The organism is Eubacterium uniforme (assembly GCF_900167115.1).
GTDB lineage: Bacteria > Bacillota > Clostridia > Lachnospirales > Lachnospiraceae > Eubacterium_S > Eubacterium_S uniforme.
In genome coordinates this window covers 44,516-66,181 of record NZ_FUXZ01000005.1, presented here as the reverse complement: position 1 = coordinate 66,181, position 21,666 = coordinate 44,516, and the positions used below count along the sequence as shown (strand labels likewise).

General features: G+C 30.4%; 22 protein-coding genes. 2 read left to right on the top strand and 20 right to left on the bottom strand.

Annotation, left to right across the window (positions count from 1 at the left end; all coding sequences use genetic code 11):
• Positions 1 to 36: 36 nt before the first annotated feature.
• The 11 genes from B5D16_RS04505 to B5D16_RS04455 form a co-directional block, all read right to left on the bottom strand.
• The gene (locus B5D16_RS04505) at positions 37 to 255 is read right to left on the bottom strand and encodes a cation transporter (RefSeq protein ID WP_078765782.1); all 219 of its coding nucleotides are present in this window, start codon (positions 253 to 255) and stop codon (positions 37 to 39) included.
• A gap of 260 nt (positions 256 to 515) precedes the next feature.
• Positions 516 to 1,937, bottom strand: a complete 1,422-nt coding sequence (locus B5D16_RS04500; protein WP_078765781.1) for a DUF5808 domain-containing protein — start codon at positions 1,935 to 1,937, stop codon at positions 516 to 518.
• A gap of 2 nt (positions 1,938 to 1,939) precedes the next feature.
• Positions 1,940 to 2,308, bottom strand: coding sequence for a GntR family transcriptional regulator (locus tag B5D16_RS04495; RefSeq protein WP_078765780.1), 369 nt, complete (start codon positions 2,306 to 2,308; stop codon positions 1,940 to 1,942).
• Between the two features lie 46 nt (positions 2,309 to 2,354).
• Positions 2,355 to 3,116, bottom strand: coding sequence for an ABC transporter permease subunit (locus B5D16_RS04490; RefSeq protein WP_078765779.1), 762 nt, complete (start codon positions 3,114 to 3,116; stop codon positions 2,355 to 2,357).
• Positions 3,113 to 4,003, bottom strand: a complete 891-nt coding sequence (locus B5D16_RS04485) for an ABC transporter ATP-binding protein (RefSeq protein ID WP_078765778.1) — start codon at positions 4,001 to 4,003, stop codon at positions 3,113 to 3,115. The genes B5D16_RS04490 and B5D16_RS04485 overlap by 4 nt, the downstream gene beginning before the upstream one ends.
• 53 nt (positions 4,004 to 4,056) lie before the next feature.
• Entirely contained in the window at positions 4,057 to 4,287 is a 231-nt protein-coding gene (locus tag B5D16_RS04480) for a PLDc N-terminal domain-containing protein (protein WP_078765777.1), read from the bottom strand.
• Positions 4,288 to 4,561: 274 nt separating this feature from the next.
• Positions 4,562 to 5,563, bottom strand: a complete 1,002-nt coding sequence (locus B5D16_RS04475; protein ID WP_159444276.1) for a C39 family peptidase — start codon at positions 5,561 to 5,563, stop codon at positions 4,562 to 4,564.
• A 227-nt stretch (positions 5,564 to 5,790) separates the two neighbouring features.
• A complete protein-coding gene (locus tag B5D16_RS04470) occupies positions 5,791 to 6,642 on the bottom strand; it encodes a sensor histidine kinase (RefSeq protein WP_278286354.1) in 852 nt (283 codons plus the stop codon).
• A gap of 422 nt (positions 6,643 to 7,064) precedes the next feature.
• Entirely contained in the window at positions 7,065 to 7,766 is a 702-nt protein-coding gene (locus B5D16_RS04465) for a response regulator transcription factor (RefSeq protein ID WP_078765909.1), read from the bottom strand.
• A gap of 201 nt (positions 7,767 to 7,967) precedes the next feature.
• On the bottom strand, positions 7,968 to 9,074 hold the full coding sequence (locus tag B5D16_RS04460; RefSeq protein WP_078765774.1) for a helix-turn-helix domain-containing protein: 1,107 nt from the start codon (positions 9,072 to 9,074) through the stop codon (positions 7,968 to 7,970).
• Positions 9,065 to 10,357: an MFS transporter gene (locus B5D16_RS04455; protein WP_078765773.1), complete on the bottom strand. Its 1,293-nt coding sequence runs from the start codon at positions 10,355 to 10,357 to the stop codon at positions 9,065 to 9,067. Before B5D16_RS04455 ends, B5D16_RS04460 begins: the two co-directional genes overlap by 10 nt.
• Positions 10,358 to 10,692: 335 nt before the next feature.
• Here B5D16_RS04455 and B5D16_RS04450 point away from each other — a divergent pair, with 335 nt between their 5' ends.
• Together B5D16_RS04450 and B5D16_RS04445 are read left to right on the top strand one after the other, a co-directional pair.
• Complete coding sequence (locus B5D16_RS04450; protein ID WP_078765772.1) at positions 10,693 to 12,045, top strand: ArsB/NhaD family transporter; 1,353 nt, start codon at positions 10,693 to 10,695, stop codon at positions 12,043 to 12,045.
• Between the two features lie 15 nt (positions 12,046 to 12,060).
• A complete protein-coding gene (locus B5D16_RS04445; protein ID WP_078765771.1) occupies positions 12,061 to 12,657 on the top strand; it encodes a cytidylate kinase-like family protein in 597 nt (198 codons plus the stop codon).
• A gap of 63 nt (positions 12,658 to 12,720) precedes the next feature.
• Here B5D16_RS04445 and B5D16_RS04440 read toward each other — a convergent pair whose 3' ends face one another.
• From B5D16_RS04440 to B5D16_RS04400, 9 genes are all read right to left on the bottom strand, one after another.
• Positions 12,721 to 14,667 carry an endonuclease MutS2 gene (locus B5D16_RS04440; protein WP_242942985.1) on the bottom strand — a complete coding sequence of 649 codons (1,947 nt, stop codon included), beginning with the start codon at positions 14,665 to 14,667 and terminating at the stop codon, positions 12,721 to 12,723.
• A 27-nt stretch (positions 14,668 to 14,694) separates the two neighbouring features.
• Positions 14,695 to 15,411, bottom strand: coding sequence for an SAM-dependent methyltransferase (locus B5D16_RS04435; protein WP_078765770.1), 717 nt, complete (start codon positions 15,409 to 15,411; stop codon positions 14,695 to 14,697).
• A gap of 787 nt (positions 15,412 to 16,198) precedes the next feature.
• Entirely contained in the window at positions 16,199 to 16,591 is a 393-nt protein-coding gene (locus B5D16_RS04430; RefSeq protein WP_078765769.1) for a helix-turn-helix domain-containing protein, read from the bottom strand.
• On the bottom strand, positions 16,575 to 17,501 hold the full coding sequence (locus tag B5D16_RS04425) for a CPBP family intramembrane glutamic endopeptidase (RefSeq protein WP_078765768.1): 927 nt from the start codon (positions 17,499 to 17,501) through the stop codon (positions 16,575 to 16,577). The genes B5D16_RS04430 and B5D16_RS04425 overlap by 17 nt, the downstream gene beginning before the upstream one ends.
• A 135-nt stretch (positions 17,502 to 17,636) precedes the next feature.
• Complete coding sequence (locus B5D16_RS04420) at positions 17,637 to 18,164, bottom strand: GNAT family N-acetyltransferase (RefSeq protein ID WP_341465187.1); 528 nt, start codon at positions 18,162 to 18,164, stop codon at positions 17,637 to 17,639.
• A gap of 12 nt (positions 18,165 to 18,176) precedes the next feature.
• Complete coding sequence (locus tag B5D16_RS04415; protein WP_078765767.1) at positions 18,177 to 18,803, bottom strand: hypothetical protein; 627 nt, start codon at positions 18,801 to 18,803, stop codon at positions 18,177 to 18,179.
• A 90-nt stretch (positions 18,804 to 18,893) separates the two neighbouring features.
• Positions 18,894 to 19,394, bottom strand: coding sequence for an AAA family ATPase (locus B5D16_RS04410; protein ID WP_078765766.1), 501 nt, complete (start codon positions 19,392 to 19,394; stop codon positions 18,894 to 18,896).
• A gap of 322 nt (positions 19,395 to 19,716) precedes the next feature.
• Positions 19,717 to 20,406 (bottom strand): phosphohydrolase, encoded by a 690-nt coding sequence (locus B5D16_RS04405; RefSeq protein ID WP_078765765.1) that lies wholly within the window; start codon positions 20,404 to 20,406, stop codon positions 19,717 to 19,719.
• 291 nt (positions 20,407 to 20,697) lie between these two features.
• Positions 20,698 to 21,501 carry a hypothetical protein gene (locus B5D16_RS04400; RefSeq protein WP_078765764.1) on the bottom strand — a complete coding sequence of 268 codons (804 nt, stop codon included), beginning with the start codon at positions 21,499 to 21,501 and terminating at the stop codon, positions 20,698 to 20,700.
• Positions 21,502 to 21,666: the final 165 nt, after the last annotated feature.

Sequence of the window (21,666 nt, the reverse complement as noted above, 5' to 3'; positions counted from 1 at the left end):
ATTTTTCCATATACATTACACTATGCGATTAACATCCTATAAGTAGATTTCACAATCATCTTCTACTATCTTACAATTCTTAAGAACCTCATTCATAACCACATCAACGTTAGCATCATCTTCAAATTCAACCTTCATTTTTAAAGTCATGAAATTAACTGTACAATCCTTAACACCATTAGTATTTTTAGCTGCATCTTCCATCTTGTTAGCACAGTTAGCGCAATCTACTTCAATCTTATATGTCTTCTTCATAATCCATATCTCCTTTTTCTTTTAAATACTTAATAAATCAATAAATAACCTCTATACTTCATCATTATTGGAATTTATCTGTTTACAACATATGAACATTCATTCATATGTTTAATTGTATTATAACAATGACTTTTACATCTGTCAACCATCTATATATAATTCTTTTCTATAACCACAAAAGCCGCGCTTTTAAAGCACGGCTTTTACTTAACTATTATCAGAAGTTATATTTATGATATTTAAAACATCTGATAATATTATTTATTCAGTTTGTCTTTAATGTCATCAAAGGTTTGTTTGGTATCCTTATCTTCTGCCTCACTTATAAAATATGTTTTCTTATCTGTAGTTATTTTAATATAGTGATCATTCTCTGGATTTAAAAATACTTTAACTGCTCCTTCACCCTTTATATTAAAATTACCTTTCAAAAGATTAGGCATGCCAACACCATTTGTTCTGGAAGCTTTAACATCTTTAAACTTTCCTAAAAGTTCAACTGACTTTATATCATCAATATCTATTTTATAATCGTCTCTTAACTGATGACATATTACTTTGTCATCTTCAATCTTAACATCAATTGGAACAACTTCATAAGCTCCAAGTAAACCAACAGCAAATAAACTTCCTATAATAGTAAGTCCTAAAACAATCATCATTATTTTTCCTACTGTTGTTCCGAAATTAACTGTGGTACCAAATCCGTTTCTCTTTTCAACATTAATTCTCTTATCATTTGGATTATAATAAAACATACCATAAATCCAATAATCATCATCATCAACTTCAATGCTTGTTTCTTTCTTATAGATTGAATTAATCTTACTATCCCTTAATACATAAATTCCTATTCCTAAGAAAAGGAAAAACATATAAACAACCATTGCTATAAGAACATATAAATCATCAACTAAATCAAAGTATATTAAAACCAAGTTAACTATAATGTATAGCGTATTTATCCAAAGCATGCACTTAAGGCTATTACTATAATTTCTTTTCTTAGCTCTGTTATAATTTAGATTCACATCACTGTCTTCAGAAATAACTTCATTTTTCATACTATCCATAATAAATGAACAAATATAAGCAATAATAGAAATTGAATAAAATGAGCCAATCATTATTGTATAAGTATATGTTTTAGATAAAGATAAATTATCTCCGATAATCTCCATATCAAATAAAACTGCAATCACCATACATACAAAACCTATAATTAACGGAAGAATAAATCCTATCCCTTTATTCATTCCATATGATAATGTATTCTTAGTATCAATAATTACCTTTTTTTCATTTTTGATCTGTATAGTCTTTTTAAATGTTTTTAATTCCTTATTACCTAAAACATATGGAATGTAAATAGCAACTATAGCCACTAACAGCCACATGGTCCATAACGAAATTTTAAATGTAAAGTTATCTAGGAAAAATAATAAAGCACCTATAACTGCTAATACTATGGATAGTTTTAAAAAATTCTTTCTGTGTTTATCATAAATATCCAAAACTGTTTTTTTATTCTCATCTTTATAATATTCTTTCCTATTTCTAAGCCCATATATAAACTTAGCTTTTTCTACATTACTTGGATAATACTTAAATCTAGTAAATGCAGCCACTCCGATAAAAGAAATAAAAAAGATTAAACCTGTAATCGTAACAGCACTCATAACTAACCCTCCTTATATAAAAGTTTAACTTCTTCTATAAAATCTTTTTCTGATACACCCGCAAGTTTTGATTCAGATATAATTCTCTTTAGTTCATTTTTATTTGCTGAATTAATCTTACCATCCTGCTTTATCATTTCCCTAATAACTGCGCCTTTTTTTCGATCGGTTAGTATATACCCTTCCTGCTTAAGCAACTGATATGCCTTACTAACTGTCATTGAATTAATTCCAATTTCTAAAGCTAACGCTCTAACCGTTGGCAATTGCTCTCCAGGTTTTAACTTCCCACTTGAAATTCCATTTATTATTTCATTTCGTATTTGCTGATAAATAGGCACATCTGAATAATCATCAATTCTTATTATCATTCACATCACCATCCTATAAATTTAAAATCCAAAAATTATACTCTTCCTATAACGCCTTCTTCTTAAAAATGTAACTTGATAATCCAATATTAAATATGATTAATATAATAGTTACCACAACTGCATATTTATAATCAGCAATACCAAGATTTCCTTTTAATAAACTCATGCCATCCATTAATTTATTCGGAAAATACTTTTCACACTTTGGAATAATACTAAAGATACTAAATATAAAAACTATCCCTCCACATCCTATTAATACTCCACTCATAGTTTTTGAAATCACGCTAAACAAAATCATAAGTGAAAGAACATATACTCCAAAAACATACATAATAATTACAGCAAATGAAAGGTTTTTAACTTTACTTACATCCCAATAAAATAATGTATAACCATGTGTTATAAAAAAGCAAGTAAAATACATAACAGTCCATATCATAAATAGAAAAATACTTTTTGCATACAACACTTTTCTTCTTGAAAGTCCCTTTGTAATCATCATAACCAAAGTACCTTTTTGATATTCAACAGTCATAAACCCAGCAAATATTAACACAAATGCTATAAGTGCCATTGGAATATTTTTATAAAACTGTGCATACGAATCAAAAGCCGTAACCTTAACTTCTGTAATTATCATTCCTGATTCTTTTAAGTCATCTGCAAACATTTTGTAAAGTTCCGGTGTAAGTTTTGCAATTGCTGGAGATAAAACACCTATGATTGCAAATACAAAAGCAGAAATATATATTTTTCCATTTCTAATATTCTCTAACCATTCTTTATTAAAAAATGAAATCATTGCTTCGTCACCTCCACAAACAAATCTTCAACCGATGGTTCAACTCTTTCTATCTTTAGTGGCTTAATATCATTATTACTCATATACTCTAAAATATTTGATAACTTAGTAACATCTATTAATTCAAGTTCATCATCACTAATTTTTCGTAATCCTTCAAAAACTCCAATCAGTTCATCATTATGTCCATCAGAATCAATAATATATCGATTCTTTCTATTTTTATTTTTTATATCCGAAATCTTTCCACTTAAAACTATCTTTCCATCATTTAGAAATGCCATCTCATCACAAATCTTTTCCACATCTGAAAGAATATGTGTTGAAAAAATAATTGTTGTTTCTTTCTTAGCTTCAAGTAAAATCTCAAGAAGTTCCTTTCTACCTATTGGATCAAGTGCTGATGTAGGTTCATCGCAAATCAAAAGCTTAGGTCTTGAGAAAAGTGCTGCTGCAACTCCAAGTCGCTGCTTCATTCCTCTTGAATACCCTTTTATCTTTTTCTTTTCACCAGCGAGTCCAACTTTTTCAAGCAATTCATCAGTTCTCTTCTTAATATCATCACTTTTCATCTTAGAAATCTCACCACAAAGTTTTAAGTATTCTCTAGCATTCATGTAATTATAAAACTCTGGCACATCAGGTAAGTAACCTATGTAACGATTAGTTTCATTATCTCCATACTTTACTTCTTTTCCATTAACAAATATCTTACCTTCATCACTTTTCATAAGCCCCAAAATCATCTTCATGGTTGTAGTTTTACCTGCACCATTCTTACCTACAAATCCATAAATTGTATTACTACTTACTGTTAAATCAACACCCTTTAAAACTTCTTTTTCAGCAAATGCCTTTTTAAGATTATTAATTTCCAAAATATTCATATCATCACCAATTATTCTTTATATTTATTCATCACTACCATCTTTATATGTCATTAATCATCTTCTCTTCCAAATACCATATAGATAATTGGTCCAACGAATTCACATCCAATTGTTGCAACTATTACCCAAAGTAATCTACTTCCTCTTTTATAATGATCATGTCTAAAGATATGAACCATAGTAAATATATATAATCCAATCTGAAGCGCAATAAGTGGAATCAAAAATGGAATCCAATCCTTTGGAATTGTCTTACTTGCTAATAATAATGTTGTATTCATATTATATCCTCCTTTACATCCCCTCACTATTTCATACATCTTTGTTTTGTATATCATGTATTATTTGTATTACTCTTTATAATACAAATAATACAATCAATTTTTAAATTTGTCAATATGGTTTTAGAAAAAAGAATTTGTTACACAAAAAAACGTCCGCAGATAAACTGCAGACGCTATTTTTTATTTGTATAGTATGTTATATTGTATTGAATTGTAATAAGTTTTTTATTCTATTTTCTTAGTTTTTGTTATTTAATTCTAAATTTGTTGCTTAGAATCCTTCAACGAATTCATCTTCATACATGGAATAATCATCTTCCATATACTCCTCTTGCTCATACCCGTATACCCAAAGATTTTTAACCTGAGGTATAAGCTCATCTAAATCCCACGACTTTTGACTGTTCTCTATACTATTAGGATCATTCACTTTTACTTTTCCGTCTTCATCAATACCTGTCAAAACAATAAAATGACCACTATTAGTAAAATCTCCGGGACCCATTATACATATAATTGGTAATCCTTCACGCAAATAATTACTAACGACATCACTATCAGCTGAAATATTTGATGCTTTAAGTCCTATTTCATAAGCCAAATCTACCATCATATTCCACGATGAACCAGCTCCATCAACATAATAGCCTTTACTATCTGCCAATTTTGCTAATTTATCAGGATCATACTTCTTTTTTCCAGTAAGTCCACAATAGACCATACTAAGCGAAGTTGGTCCACATCCAGTAAGCGCCATAAAGTCATCACCATATTTTGAATAGCCCCATCTTTCATCCCACTGTAAGAACAATGGAATTTCGCCCTTTTTCAATCTTTTCATGTCTTTGCTTATATCGACACCATTCTGATTATCCAAATAACCCTCATTATTTAAATCTTTTTCCATGTGTTTTTCATAATTTAAAACAAAGGTTCTTGCTTCTTTGTTTCTCTTATATAATTTGATTAGACTTTCTGGGTAATTCTTTTCTTCTAATTTCCCTAATTGACCAGAATTTTTAATGGTATCAACTACATTCTTTCCGCCTTTAGCCATGAGTTCTATAATATTGTCTTCTTTGTTCTTATCACCTCCATAATATTGTGTGTTTTTATTAAAACTTAGTTTTAATAACCCTGAAACACTAATGAGCAGAAGACACAAGAAGAAAAAGAATAATGGAGTTATCTGCTTCTTCTTTCTTCTTTTTACATGTCTTCTGTCGTTTCCATTCCCTCGATTTGTAACATTGAAATCATTATAATCTGTCATGCTTCCTCCGTGTAGATAACTCATTTTTTGGAAAACTTTATTTTTTCATGTACGATAAATATTTACAACATTTATCTTATGCATAGATTATATTATATTTATTAAATTTAGTTTTTAAGGACACCTTTATGATTTCTTACAAATTTCTTAACAAAGCTTTTTATAAATATAAAAATGGTTGAGAATACTCTATATATTCACAACCATTTTTAATCTAATTCATATATTTATAAATCAACTATGAAAACAATTTCTTCGTTTTCACTTTCACATCTAATTTTACCACCATGTAGTTCAACAATTTCCTTTGAAACAGCAAGTCCAATACCTGAACCACCCACATTAGTAGATCTTGAACTATCCATTCTAAAGAACTGTTCAAAAATGTGCTCCTGCATTTCCTTTGGAATTGTTTTTCCGAAATTCTTAGTAACTAATCTTATTCCACTGTTTCGATTAATACTATTTTTAACTACATTATTATCACTTTTTTTATTATTGTTTTCTTTTATACTATCAGTCTTTTTATTATTCTCTTTACTGTCAGCTTTTTTATTAGCCCTATCTAGTTTATTCCTCTTAGGAGTATATGAAACATCCTCAACATATGTAATTTCTGATTCTGATTCTTCTTTTAATTTATCCTCCTCACTTACTCTAAATAACTCAATCAAAACATCCGTTCCAGCATAACTATAATTAATTATGTTTTTAAACAGATTATCAAATACTCTTTCCATCTTATCAACATCACATGTATATAAGATATCTTTTTCAATATCAACAGTAACCTCTAGTTTCTTTTCGTAAAACTGAGGATAAAATTCCACAAGTATTTGCTCAAGCATAATGGATAAATTAACATTTTCCTTATGTAGAATAATCTGAGTGAAATTATATCTTGTGATATCAAAAAACTCATTCATTAATTCTTCTAATCTAACAGACTTTGCATATGCAATTTCAGCATACTTATCCTTAGCTTCCATAGGAAGATCCTTCTCACAATGAAGAAGTTCTAAGTATCCAATTACTGAAGTAAGTGGAGTTTTTAAGTCATGCGCCATATACATAATCATATCATTTTTTCGTTGATTAGCTTCATGAACCGCCTTCATTCTAAGTTCGTATTCATATTGTAAAAGTTTTAATTTTTCCTGAACTTCTCTGTATTCATCCGGGAGCACTACTTCCTTAGTATTACCAGAATATATGCCTTCGATTGCTCCTACTATGGCCTCAGATCCTTCAGCAAATCTCCAACAATTATAAACTGTTATAAGCACTGCTCCTATGAACATAAAGATAACTACTATTTCAACTTTGTGATAATCAATCCACTTAAGACGTTTATACCATATTTCATCTGGATACCATATATACTGTTTACAAAAATAAATAGCCGTCAAAAACACTGTTATTATAATTGAAAAACAGATGGCAATAACAACAAAGCTTTTTAGAAGTAGTCGTCTAAATACTATATCCCTGTTCTTATGTATCATAACTTATATCCTACTCCCCATACTGTTTTAATGTATATTGGTTTTCTAGAATTTTCATGCATCTTTTCACGTATTCTCGCAATATGAACAAATACAGTATTATTACTATCAAAGTATTTTTCTTTCCATACCGCTTCAAATAATTCCTCTGAAGAAACAGCCATTCCTTCATGTCTTGCTAAATAAAGTACTATATTAAATTCAATAGGAGTTAAATCAAGCACTTCGTCGTAAAGTGTAACTGTATGCTTACTAGCATTTATCTCTAAACCATTAATAAGATACTTTTCTTCTTCATTTTTATTTTCATTCTGCTCAAGAGCCACATTGTAATTTTGCGCTCTTCTAATATTAGCTCTTACTCTAGCAATAAGTTCTAACATCTTAAATGGCTTTGTAATATAGTCATCTGCTCCAAGCATAATACCATTGACCTTATCTGTATCCTCAACCTTCGCGGTTAACATAATTATAGGAAAGAAAAACTTCTCTCTTATCTTTCTGCATATAGTAAACCCATCCACATCAGGTAACATAACATCTAAAATAGCAAGATCTACATGATTATTTTCAACATAATCAAGCGCTTCCTGTCCTCTTTCAAACTTAGCTACCTCATAACCTTCATTCTTCAAGTATATTTCAATCAAGTCTATAATTTCTTTCTCATCATCTACTAATAGAATTTTTCCTGACATGTCATTTTTCTCCATACTATAATTCTGCATCCTCCCCTTATCCCCATATATTTCTAGATAATCCTGCAGTCTGATTATCCAGAATACAATTATCTCATATTCTCACTAATTATACCTTAAGAAAATCTTAAAATAAATATATAAAATAAAAAAAGAGTATAAAACAAATCATCTAAATCCCTGTTTATACCCTTTAAATATTTACTTATAAAGCAACTCGTATTCTGCTTGTACTTTCTTTACAAATTTATGCTTATTCTTTGGCATGTAATCATATAACTGCTTAATCAAATCATACAATCCATTTCTTACATCAGCCCCTAAGATATCAAATTCAAAATCATGATCTAGATGATTAAACTTCATATTAGCAAATAACTTCCCCTTTTCTTCAAGGTTATCAAAATCGCATGCATACTCATAAGCTTCACGAATATATTTCTTCATGTTTTCATCATCATTCATGCAGCAATATATAAAACCCTTCATAATAAAATTTATAGTTTCAATTCTATATAAAGCTTTTGAGTCACCTTCCATACAAACAGTTTCAATAATTTTATTCGATACATCCATTAAATCAAGTGCCTCAGATAAATCTTTAGCTTTACCTCTTCTTACTAATGAAACTGCCATCAAAACGCATGCATTAAAGATTCTACTTGTACTAGTCAAGAAACAACTTGATCCGTGTAAAAGCGCCTTTTCTATGTCTCCGTTTCTTAAACATATCTCTGAAATTGTATAATCATTCACTCCATCATAGTTAATCTTTTCAAGTTCACAAACAGCTCTTTCAAAATCATCACTTCCATAAAGTGATGCTATTCGAACCTTTATAGTATATTCATTCTGCGAAAAATCTTCATCATCAGGAATAAACAAAAGTGCCTTCTCAAGTAATTCAATTGCTTTATTTCTATCATCCAAATTTCTTGTTGTAAACCATCTATAATAATAAACATTAGCTCCTACATTAAGAATTTTAAAATTCTGAGGATATCTACCTAGCGCTGCCTGCACCTTACTAATTGCCTCTTCAAATTTATAATCCTGAAGAAGACTCATAACTTCACTTTCTATATCATCTATTTTTTTTGACGAAAGATCAAAGCCAAACAATACGTCCATTGATATGTTAAAGAAATCCGCAAGTTCCATTAGAGTCATAACATCAGGCACATTATTTCCATTCTCCCATTTTGAAACTGCACCGGTTGTAACCCCAAGGGCTTCCGCAAGTTCTTCCTGAGTAAGCCCCATTTCTTTTCTGTATTTTTTTATATTATCCTTAAGTACTAATTCCATGCTAACTCCTTATTTTCATTTTCTGTGTTTTCAGTCTCTTCCTTTATCTCAAATTCCAAATTAATTAAATAGAATACTGCTGCACATATTAACATTATAATTCCAGCTGCAAATACTAAACTCATTGCATTTATTCTAGCTACAAGCATACTTACTACAAATGATCCTACTGGAATGGATGCTGTTGCTATAGCTCCAAAAACAGCGGCAGCTCTTGATAAAAATTCCTGTTTTACACTCTTTAAAAAATATATGTTTGTAAGTCCAGCGAACATTGAAGCGAATAAATTCATTATAAAGAATGATAATCCTGCAATGGCATATCCTAATAATTTTTCTCCCTTAAAGAATCTACCAGTTGTTAATACACACATAAACACTCCAAGAATAAATGTTGTACAAACAGTCATCTGTTTTAAATTAAATTTTTTCTGTACTCTTGGAACAAGAATTGCACCTAGAATCGCTCCAACTGCATTAGCTATTCCAATTACACTTAACAAATCACTTCCAAGACCAAATCCCTCATTAGCAATTGGTGCTAAAAGAGAATTAAGTGGAACTAATGAAAGATTAGCAATAACCATTACAATACATAAATTAACAACTACCTTGTTACTTCTAATATAACCAAGTCCATTCTTTAAAGTATCAAAATACTTTTCACCTTGAATCTTCTCTTTCACATCCTTAGTTAGTACCTTTATGCCACTAACTAATATACCTGCAATTAAAAATGTTAAAGCATCAATAAACATTGCAGTTCCAATTCCAAATTTAGAAATAATGATACCTGCTGCTCCTGTTCCCACAAGACATGCTGCAGATGATAATGCTGAATTAATACTAAGTACATGTGGAATATCTTTTTCATCAACAATCATTGGTAAGAACGCTGAACCCGCAGGTAAATTAAAGGATTCAATTGATGTAATCAATAATGCAAATACCAATGTCATATATGGATTTAAAAGATTATTCATGTAAAGCAATGCAAAAAAACTAATGATTCCAAATCTTAAAATATGTGTACCTACAATTACTTTTTTCTTATTTAACTTTTCAACATACGCTCCAGCAAATGGCTGTACAACAACATTAGGTAAAACATATAATCCAAAAATAATTGCTGACCATGCACCACTATGAGTTATCTGATATACAAGCCAGGTAAAAGCTATCGCATCAATTGAATCTCCAAATCTATTTATTAAATTTGAAAACATAAACTTTCTGTAATTTTTCTTTTTAAATAAATCTCTGTATCTAATTTTATCATTCATAAGAATACCTCCTTTTGTGGGCTTTTTCTTACGCCCCTGTCCTTATCTATGATTAAATTATATACAGTCTTTATAAAAATCTTAACATAGCAATTATCCAATTTCAATAAGTTTTTCTTTCCGTACTGGAAAGTTTTGTTGTAAAAATTAATCACATTATTATGCATAACAATTTTTCTTATTCTTTCGCCTTATACAATAGTAGTTTTCATTGACTTTTTCACCGAATATGGTATATTTATTAATGGTTTTTATTTGGGGTGCGCTTTATTTGTCGCACCCTTTTTTATATAACAAAATAATAGCGGATTTACCGCAGATTTGGAGGCCTATCTATGCTAGCAGCACAGGTTTTTGCCGTTGCTATTTTCATCGGAATGTTTATCATGATTGTTCTCGATAAAATAGAACGACACTATGTAACTCTTGGCAGTGGTATTCTCACACTTGTCATCGTATTTGGTATATGTATGAGAGATGGTTCTGCCATTGTAAACACACTTGCTTTCAAACAATTCTTTACTAAAGATTTTTGGTATCAGGTTACTGAAAGCGAAAGCTCAGGAATCAACTGGGCAACTATACTTTTCATTGCAGGTATGATGTTAATGGTTGAAGGAATGGCTAAAGCCGGTTTCTTCCGTTGGCTCTGTATGAAAATTGCATTTATTGTAAAATGTAAGACTGTACCTATTTTTATCACATTTACAATAATGGCTGCTTTTCTTTCAATGTTTATTGATAGTATTACAGTTATTATGTTTTTAGCAGCTGTTACAGTTGAACTTGCGCAACTACTTAAATTCAATCCAGTACCTATGATACTTTCTGAAATATTTTGTGCGAACCTAGGCGGTAGTGCAACAATGTGTGGTGATCCACCTAACATTATCATCGGTACTTCACTTGGTTTTTCATTCTTTGATTTCCTTGGAAATACTGGTGTAGTTGCAGGAATAAGTCTTTTAGTTGTAATTTTCTTCCTATACTTTGCATTTAGAAAGGAACTTGTAGCTAAAGCAGGCGAAAAACCAGATGTATCTAAATTACCAGATCCATCTGAAGCAATAAAAAACAAGAAAGATTTCGTAATTAGTAGTATAATATTTGCATGTGCAGTAATTTTACTTGTAACTCATGGTTCAACTCATCTTACTGTTGCAACAATAGGTTTGTTTATTGCATTCCTTACACTTATCACATCTGGTAAACATGCACTTGAACTACTTAAGAAAGTTGACTACAAAACTTTAGTATTCTTCATTGGATTATTCATCGTAGTAAGTGGTCTTGAAGAAACTAAAATTCTTGATATCATTGCAGACTTTATTGAAGATATTAGTGGTGGCAATAAACATCTTATGATAATAATCATTATTTGGGTTTCTGCCGTTGCAAGCGCATTTGTTGATAATATTCCATTTGCTGCAACTATGGTTCCTGTAATTAAGAACCTTGCCGCAGCTTCAGGATTACCAATTAGCACTCTTGCTTGGGCACTTGCCATCGGTACAGATATCGGCGGAAGCGCAACACCTATCGGTGCATCAGCTAACGTTGTTGGTACATCAGTTGCAGCTAGAAACGGATACCCTATCGGTTGGGGACGTTACTGTAAGAAACTTGCACCTGCAACAATATTGGTATTATTAATTTCAACAGTATATCTTTTCGTAAGATATCTATAATGTTAGGAGGTTTTTATGTCACAGATTATTATTTCCGTTGGACGTGAATTTGGAAGTGGTGGAAGATACATCGCTGAACAGCTTTCAAAAAGATTTGACATTCCTTTATATGATCGTCATCTCATCACAGAAATTGCTCAAAAAACTGGAATGACGGAAGAACAGGTTAATAAGTACAACGAAGCTCCAAAGATTAAAATTCTCTCTAGAACAGTTAATGGTTATAGCAATTCAATCGAAGATAACATTGCAGAAATGCAGTTTGATATCATCGATAAGAAAGCTAAAGACGGTGAAAGTTTTGTTGTAGTTGGTAGATGTTCTGAAACAAAATTAAAAGAATATCCTGCACTTGTTTCTTTATTCGTACTTGGTGATATGGATAAGAAAATTAAACGTGTTATGGAAATCTATGAACTTAATGAAGAAGATGCTAAGAAATTCATCACTAAGAAGGATAAAAAGCGTAAGAGATATCACAACTATCACTGCCAGGGCAAATGGGGTGATTCAAGACTTTATGATATTTCAGTAAACAGTTCAAAACTTGGTGTTGATAAAACTGTAGATTTCATAGAAGAATATATAAAAGCTCGTATGGAGAATATGTAATTATATTTGCTCATATTGTGCGGATTAAAAAAGAACTTGTGAAATTCACAAGTTCTTTTTTAACTATTTCTCTATATCATAATGATAAACTTCATCGGTATACTTCCTATCAAGATCATGTTTAATCTTTCTATTTTCAACCGAATCAAAAACAATTGAAAAATCATAATCCTCTGGATAGAGTTCTTCTGACTTAACTAAAAGTTTAACTCTCTTATGATTAATATATATTTTCTTATCAGCAACCTGAACCCTTAACACACCTTTTTCATTAACAGGCTCACATACTATGCCAATCTTTTTATCAGGAAAAACCATAACACTATCACCTATGGTATAAAGAGTGCTTAACTTAGTATCTTTATGATACTTTCTCTTTTTAATGATAACATTCTTAACTTCTTTCTTTTTTAAATTATCATTCTTAAATTTATAATTACTAATTGCTCCTTTTCCATAAGCTGCTGTAACGGCATTTTCTAGCATCTCCTTTGGCATTCCAAGTCTATCTGCTATATAGAATGCACAACTTTCTCCAGCCTCACCAATTACCATTCTATATGTTGGCTTAAGTGTTTCCTTATCAAATGTCATTCTAGCATTTATGATTCCTTCTGTTTTATCAGCATATTCCTTAACTTCAGGATAATGAGTTGTTACTAAGAAGTTTGCATTGCTCTTTCTTAACTCCTCTAATATTGCAGTAGCAATTCCCATGCCTTCTGCAGGATCTGTACCAGAACCTAATTCATCCATAATAACAAAGCTATCCTTATTAACTTCTTTTAATATCTCAAGTACATTTTTAATGTGCGCTGAGTATGTTGAAAGATTCTCTGATATGTTCTGTCCATCTCCAATATCGCATAAGTAGTTACTGTTCATGGATATATTTGCTGCTTTGCAAGATACATGAAGTCCACACTGAGCCATATAAGCATTTAACATTACCGTTTTTATTGCTACTGTTTTACCGCCTGTATTTGGTCCAGTTATAACTATGCCTCGTTCAGTTTCGCCAATCTTAAAATCAAGTGGCACACTAATGCTTTTATCCATCAATGGATGTCTAGCCTTAGTTAATTCAATTTTTCGTTCAAGATTAATTTGTGGTTCCACGCAGTCCAAATCAACACTTAACTTTCCTTTTGAGAATATAAAGTCTAATTTTTCTATCATTCTCATATTTTCTTCCATAACTGGTATCGCATAAATAACCATTGCTGTTAATGTATAAAGAATGTTATAGACTTCATTTTCTTCTTCAATCTTTAAAAGAGCTAGTTCTTCGTACTGCTTTGCAACTCCTGCAGGTTCAACAAAATATGTGCTTCCAGTTGATGACTTATCAATTACACTACCCTGAATTTTATATCTATAATCCTTTTTAACAGGAACGCAAACTCTACCATTTCGAAGTGTGTAATAGGTATCAGCCATACACTCCTTATTATTTCTAATGGTTTGCTCAGCCTTTTGCTTCATTGACTCTTCAACACTAATCATCTTACTTCTAATGTCAAACAATCTATCTGTAGCCCTGTCATCAACTCCATCATTTCTAATCTTCATGTTTATTTCCTCACGAAGTTCAGGAAGAGCATCAAGATTTTCATCGTAGTAAGCTAATGAATTATAAAACTGCTTTCCTCTGCTTAAATAATCTCTAAGTCTTTCAACAACCACCAACACTCTTTCAACTCTTTCAAGCTGATAAGGTGTTAAGCAATCACCCTTTTGACCAATTGCCATTATGTCCCTTATTTCTGTAATGTTTTGAAATGGTGGAGTTCCGAGTTTTTCAATCATTTCCTTACTATTTGTTGTATCACGAAGTCTGTTCCTTAGTTCCACTTCATCAAGGCAAATTTCTGTATTTTGTATACACTCCTTGGCATAATCAGTAATTGCCAAATTCTTCCATATATTTTTAATCTTATCAAATTCTATTTGTTTTTCTGTATGCATTATTTGTGTGCTTCTTTCTGTATTTGTTGTTTCTGTGTTCATCTTATCTCCTTCTTTATAAGGATTTGATTACTTTTTCTTAATTACAAGACCGATGAAAGATAGGTATTCTCCAAGTCCCTTCATAAAGAACTCCTTGTCCTTCTTTCCAAATTCATGACCGCAATTAAACCAATCTTCCCAAGCCTCATTAAAACAATCTAAATCAAATTCCTCAACTATTTCATATTCTTCATAATTATCTAAAAGTTCTAACCACCATTTTCTACAGTGGAATTTATTTAATTCATCATAATCTTCTTCAAACCATTTAACCATTAAGTCAGGATAATTGTCACTTAATTCCTTTTTTAGTCCAGGCATCGCAATAATAGCAAGCCCATCCTTCTTTAAAAATGGAAGTATCTTTTCCTCAAAGAAGTTCTTCTTTCCTGCGAAATAATGAAATGCATCTATGCAAACCATCACATCAAAATATCCTTCAGCAAATGGCAACTCATTCGCATCAACTTTTATCGGAATCACCTTATCAGCAACTCCCCATTCTTTAAAACTTTCATAATTTACTGTTGGATTAATCCAAAGTTCCGCAGCATAGACTAAAGAGTTGGTTTCATTTGCTAAGAATAAGGATGTAATTCCCTTTCCTGCGCCAAGATCTAAAATTCTGCTGTTTTCCTTTATCGAAACCTTATTCATCATTTCATTTAAAAGCTGTAAACTATTTGGTCCCATTAAATATTCCTCTGTACAAAATCCTTTATATTTTTCTAATCTGTTATTCATGTTTTCCTCCTTTACTGGTAAATATGTATTGCATAACTATCTTTCAGTCTATCTATATATTTTAGTCATTTACATATTTAGTTATTTTACATATCTACTCTTATACTTTTGCATTTATATGTTCCATCACATATTTCATGCAGCCTACAGTTACTATATGAATCTACCTAGATACGCTTGAATAAACAAAAAAACCATAATATCTACACATAGATATTATGGTTTATAATCTCTCCAATAAATTATATGATTATTTATATAATGCTTATGTATTTTACATTTAATACTTTAAATAAAATCCGACTAAAACATATATATTCATAAAATATATATACTTATCAAATACATATACTTATCAAATACATATATTCATAAATTATTATAATAAAATATGTCCTAATAGATTTAATTTATTATGTTTTATAATCAAAATAATTTAAATATTCTCAAGGTATACGTTAATCACACATGATGGACTTTCCCCATCATACCAATCAACATCCACAATATTAAGCGTATTTTAATAAGCTAGCACTACTCCTACTAGCTCATCAGGTAAATTCAATCGATTCATTGAATTCAACCTTGCAATATTAACTTTTGCAATGGTTAGTTAATTACCACGCTTAACATAAACTACCTCGTTTTCTATAAATTTTTCTTAAGTATAACTTATTTATTTTTATATGTCAATTAGTCATTTATCAACTGACTAATTATCTACATTATTTTATGTAACCCAAGTACCCTAAACAACTCAAATGATTTATCTATTTATAATCGCTTATTAACTCGGAAAGCCATTCAAACATACAAATACCGCAAACGATATTATGTCAACTAAAACAAATACACCTAAGATAATTCCAGCGATTTTTAATCCTTTCTTCGCCTTTTTCTTATTAGTATCCGTCAACACCTTTTCCTTTATATCGCTATAAAGTTCCGATTTGTTCGAAGTTTCTGTGGCATTTGCTGGTTCTTTATCAAGCACCAACTCATCTAATGACACGTCAAACAACTCGCTTATGGCTACCAAGTTTTCCATGTCCGGTGTCGAGTCGCCGACCTCCCATTTCGAGATTGTCTGCCTTGAAACATTTAGTCTATTTGCTAGTTCCTCCTGAGAGAAACCCTTCTGCTTTCTCAATGTATATAATTTATTATTGAATTCTGCCATTATCCATCTTCCCCTTCATCTTCTTAAACAACACAGCAAATACAATTGCATAAACAACAGTTGTAATTATACTTGCTTCCATCCCAAATTCTCCACCATTTAATATATTCTTCTCTTTTACATTCAACAATATAATTCCAGTACTCTGACTTTCGCCACCACTAAGTGTCAATCCCATTACAAAACACAATATGAAATTCCAGGCACTGTGTAATCCACATGAAATCCATAGATTCTTCTTCTTAATCATAAGCATTGAAAAAATAAATGAGATTAAATACATATTTATTGTTCCAATAATCACATATTCAATACTTCCAGTCATGCTCGAAAAATGTGGAAGAGCAAATGCTGTGGAACTTATTATAATAGCTGGCCATACTGAGATCTTCTTTCTAAGACTGTTAAGCAAAAATCCTCTGCACATTATTTCTTCTGTACAACTTTGAATAGTGTAGCCAAGTAAAAACAATACAAAACTCTGTATTGGAACATTTTTGTTAATTGATTTGTATTCGATTGCATTTGCTAAAATGCTTATGCTAACTATTATAATTAATAGGATTGCTGCATACAGTGCACCGATCAGAAAATTACTTACCTTTTTGTTTAAACCTAAATCCTTAATTGTTCTTTTTTCAAAGATTTTGCAATAGATTATTGTAATCGTAGCAAATACTGCAAACCCATAATATGATAAAAGAATTGCAGCATCACCTTTTGGCATGTCGCCGTGAAGTGGATCATATCCTAGTGCCATTAGCGAACCAATTATTATTCCTTCACCTATAACTGCTGAAAGAAAATAAATCAATATAAATGCCGAAAACTTTTTCGCTACATATTCTACCTTGCTCATTTCCGCTCTTCTGTTTAACGGAAAAACATTTTTTATAATACCTGTAATCATCAAATATTACCTCCTTCATTTGATGATTCAATCGTATTATTTTCGGTAAAAATTCTCTACCAAGCATGCTTTGCAATCTGTCAACTGATGTTAACATTCGCGTAAAATCAAGGAGAAATGGCAGTTTTGGACAATTTAAAATGGATAGTCGAGAATTATCTCCATACCAACCTTCTGAGGTTTCATACCTAGCTTTTCATAGAATTTCATTGCACCTTCATTGCAACTCCAGACGTTCAAAGTAACGTTGTAATAACTATGCTGCTTAGCATAATCAATAATATATTTATACAAGAATTCACCAAGACTCTGATTTCTCATTTTTTCATCAATACAAATATCATCGATGTATAAAGTCTTAATATCCTCTAACAAGTTATCATCTTTTACACTCTTATCAATACAGAATGCATGTCCTAAAACACTTTCATCTGAATCAGTAATTACAAATATAGTTTTTTTGCTTTCGCCATAACTAGTTCCATTTTTACTATCCTGTTTTGAATCTTCATTAATCATATTAATAAGTTCTTCTCTAGTATACTTTGTAGTTGGTCCTTTAAATATATCAGGTCTACCATTATGATGAACCATATCAACCTGAACCAAAAGATCCATTATCTTATCTATGTCCTTTTCTTTAGCTTTTCTTATAATAATCATAAATCATCCCTCCTACGCTTTTGAAATTTTTATATATCGAATAATTCTAGCCATAATCCAGCTAATAAAAAGAATTACAACAAATATTAATATCCCTACTCCTAGACCCCATTTAACAAATCCATACCAATCGTTTGAATTTGGCCACTTTCCAACTCCATTAATCAAAATATTTAAAAGATAGATAGACCCATAAATAGCTGTAGGTATCATACAAAAGAAAGTATATTTAAAAGGTAACTCTTCCTTTTCTATTTTCATTACCATAAAATCAGCAAATGCTACCACAGGTAATATCAAATGAAACCATAAATTTGCTCCCTTATACATATCCTTAAAACCATATATGCGGACTAAAAATACAATTACTGTCATAAATGTTACACATACTAGTACCAGTGAAACAAACTTTAACATAATCAATTTATCTCTATACTTCTGATATAATAACAAACTTATTAATGCTACCAATCCACAAAACTCATTACTAAGCACAGTATAGTATTTAAAGTTTTTAATTCCTCCCGAGGCTAAATCTCCACCATCAACATTACTATACATAATTATTGTACCAATAATCGCACACATAATTATCAAGAGATTAGTAACAAACGACATTTTATTATATTTTTCTTTCATAGGCAATTCCTCCTAATCTCTATTTCTGTGAATTAGAATCAAAAAAATTAAATCATTTCTTCACTGTTGATTAAATAATTCCTTATTTTTTCACTGTATACTAAAACTATTACTAATCTTATCCGTTACTTTTTCTACTGAAAGTTCACTAGTATCCAAAGTATTCTTCAATGTTTCAAAGTAAGAAAGCGACTTAATGCTTGCATCAAGCCATTCATCTGTACGCCACTCACAAGCTGTATCATCTTTCCAACGTTCTATCAATTTTTCTTTACTGCAAATAAGTGTAACACTATTTATATCTAAGCCTATATTCTTAATGCCATCTATAATGCTTTCATAAACCCAAGCATCATCCATTAACCACACCAGAACTATCATTTTGCATTCGGTGCATTTGCTGTAATTATCAACCATATGAAGTATGTTATTAACTGCCATGGATTTAGTTTCACGATTCCCAACAAATGGATGAAGATCCATGCACCAATCTCCATCTATAAATGCAGTTTTAGGATTTTTATTTGCAATATACTTTCCAATTGTAGTCTTTCCAACGCCCATAGGGCCATTAATTATAATTACTTTCATTTAATTTACTCTTTTTTATCTCATCTCCATGTATTCCACCACCCGGAAATTTGTAATACTTTTCCTTTTTGCTATATACAAGCGCTATCCTATCACCCTGAATAATGATTGCTCTTGCCGATGGTCTTCTATATACATCGTCTGTTTATAGTCTTTTAAATCTATTTCAAAAAGTCGTTCCATATTGTTCTCCTAAGATGATATTTATATATAAAGTATATATAATGTATTTTTTATTGCTTCTAATATATTGCTTGTACAATATTTTCTGACAATTATTTTAATTAGATTCTCATAACACTAATTGATATATTCTAACTAACTACATTAATGTTTGTTCATTTATAATTAAATGAAATTCAAGATTTAGAAATCTTGCCGCCTTACGACAAAGAAGCATTCTCTCCATAAAGATTTCAAAATATTCTCCAATTTCTCCATATCTAGTATCTATTTCTAATTTAAGTTTTATCGCCGTATGGTCTTGATTAATCTTAAGTTTTGATGATTTAACAGAGTAATTAACTCTATCATGAATATCATAATTATTTTCATCTTCATCCTGGACTCTATTTCTTCTAACATCAGACTTATCAGCTAATATAAGCGCGGCTGCTATATCACTTACCGGCACTCCACTTCCTTCATCATGATTTCCTATCGCTCTAATAATTGGGGCAATATCTTCAGCTGGAATTCCCATTTTATCTAGCAAATAAAAAGTCATAAGTGCACCAGACTGACTATGATCAACACGATTTATTACATTTCCAAGATCATGCATCCACGCTGAAGTTAACGCTAAATCAATAGTATGATCATCTACACCAAGCGTATCTAATATATACGCAGTTCTATCAGCTACAACACCAATATGTGCAAAACTATGTTCAGTAAACCCCATAGCATGCAATGACTTATTCTGCTCTTCAATATATACACTAATTTCATGATTTTGTTTTACCTTATTAAATAAAGGAAATCTATTTTCATCATTCTGAATATTACTCATACCTTCTATCCTTTCGTAAGAATTCTTAACCTGTATAAGTATTCTTAATATTATTAATTATCAAAATCCTAAATCTTATATCTAAATTTTTTCCATGTAATATATTCCTAAAACTACCAGTTATCTTCATTCTTAGGCTTATATCTAAATTTTTGCCATATAACTACTAACTATCAATATATTTAGTCATATATTTCATTACTTCATTATAAAATTATATCAAATATCTATAGCAAAAAATACTTAATTTTATCCTTATTTTTCTCTAAAATCCCTAAAATACTAATATAATTAGTTTAAATAATGCTTAATTTTATCCTTTACATTTGAGGTGTTTAGAGGATGAAATCTCGTTTCTCTAGATATTATAAGATTCTCTCCTTCTCTAATATTATTCTGTTCAAATAATTCCAATTTAAGTATTGTATTATTTAAATATTCCTCCTCATCTAACATACCTAAGTGTTCCCAATAATATTCTTTTCTTGTTTTAATATTTAGGACAGTAAAATCTGGATATACTACCCTATCTCCTACTTTTATAGGTTTCTCATAATGATATGGGATATTTGCATAATATAATGCATCAGCAATAATAACTTCCGATTTAGATCTTACAATCTCACCTCTCTGAGTTTCAAAACCTACAGTCCCAGCTTGAATCTTCTTTCCTACAAAATCTTCTTCTTGCCATGCTTTAGCATATTGTTCATCAGTTAAAACAATAGGAGTAACTACTGCTTTTCTTCCCATCGGTAAACCATTATATATATCTTCATAACTTTTATCAGGAAAACCATTAATATACTTACCTATACATTTCAATTCTAGTTCAATAGCTTTCATAACCTGTTTTTCATAATCCCTTTGCGCAAGTTTTCTAGCTATATCTAGTTCTGATTTTTTAAGGTATTTAAACTCTGATGGTTTTCCCTTTTTATAAATGATATACTGTGAACTTTTATTTCTCTTTTCGACTTTTAGATTAATATCGTCTCTATACTTATTTTTTGCAAGCTTTCCAGTCAATTGTTCAAGATATAAACGTCTTTTCTTTAGATATTCCAAGAATTCATTTTTATTTGTTGTTTTCATTTATTTATTCCTCCTATTTTATTAATTGTAAATATAAAATAGGATTAGCACGTATAGTGTTATTATATAATCAACACCACAAAAAGTAAATATCTTTTTGACAATTGTTTGATTCCTTCCTTTTTTACATTTTCGGCTAATAGGAAAGCAGTTGGTCGACTATAC